This is a genomic window from Pseudomonas sp. PME37.24/025 (genome assembly GCF_055556615.1).
In genome coordinates this window covers 1-265 of record NZ_JBVHNK010000274.1, presented here as the reverse complement: position 1 = coordinate 265, position 265 = coordinate 1, and the positions used below count along the sequence as shown (strand labels likewise).

The 265-nt window shown below is 71.7% G+C and carries 1 protein-coding gene; it reads left to right on the top strand.

What is annotated here, in order from left to right; genetic code table 11:
* Window positions 1-44: 44 nt before the first annotated feature.
* Window positions 45-265, top strand: a 221-nt coding sequence (locus tag ACZ3HH_RS30355) for a hypothetical protein (protein WP_465810322.1), incomplete at its 3' end; no start/stop codon positions are given.

Genomic DNA, 265 nt, shown 5'->3' with positions numbered 1-265 from the left:
CTCCTGACGCGTGGCGCGTCGGGACCCTGCGCGAGACTGTCCCGATGAGCGACCACTCCCTGCACCTCGTCGGATTCGGCATCCGTCTCGACCCGGCGCACCCCGACGACGCGTCCGAGGCCTGGCCGCTGACCGACGCCGACCTCTGGCGCGGCATGACGACGCCCTGGCCCGACTCGGTGCACGCCTACGCGGAGCGGGTCGAGCAGCAGCGGAACACTCCCGGCATATTCGCCTTCACGGTGCGGGATGCCGAGACCGGCGA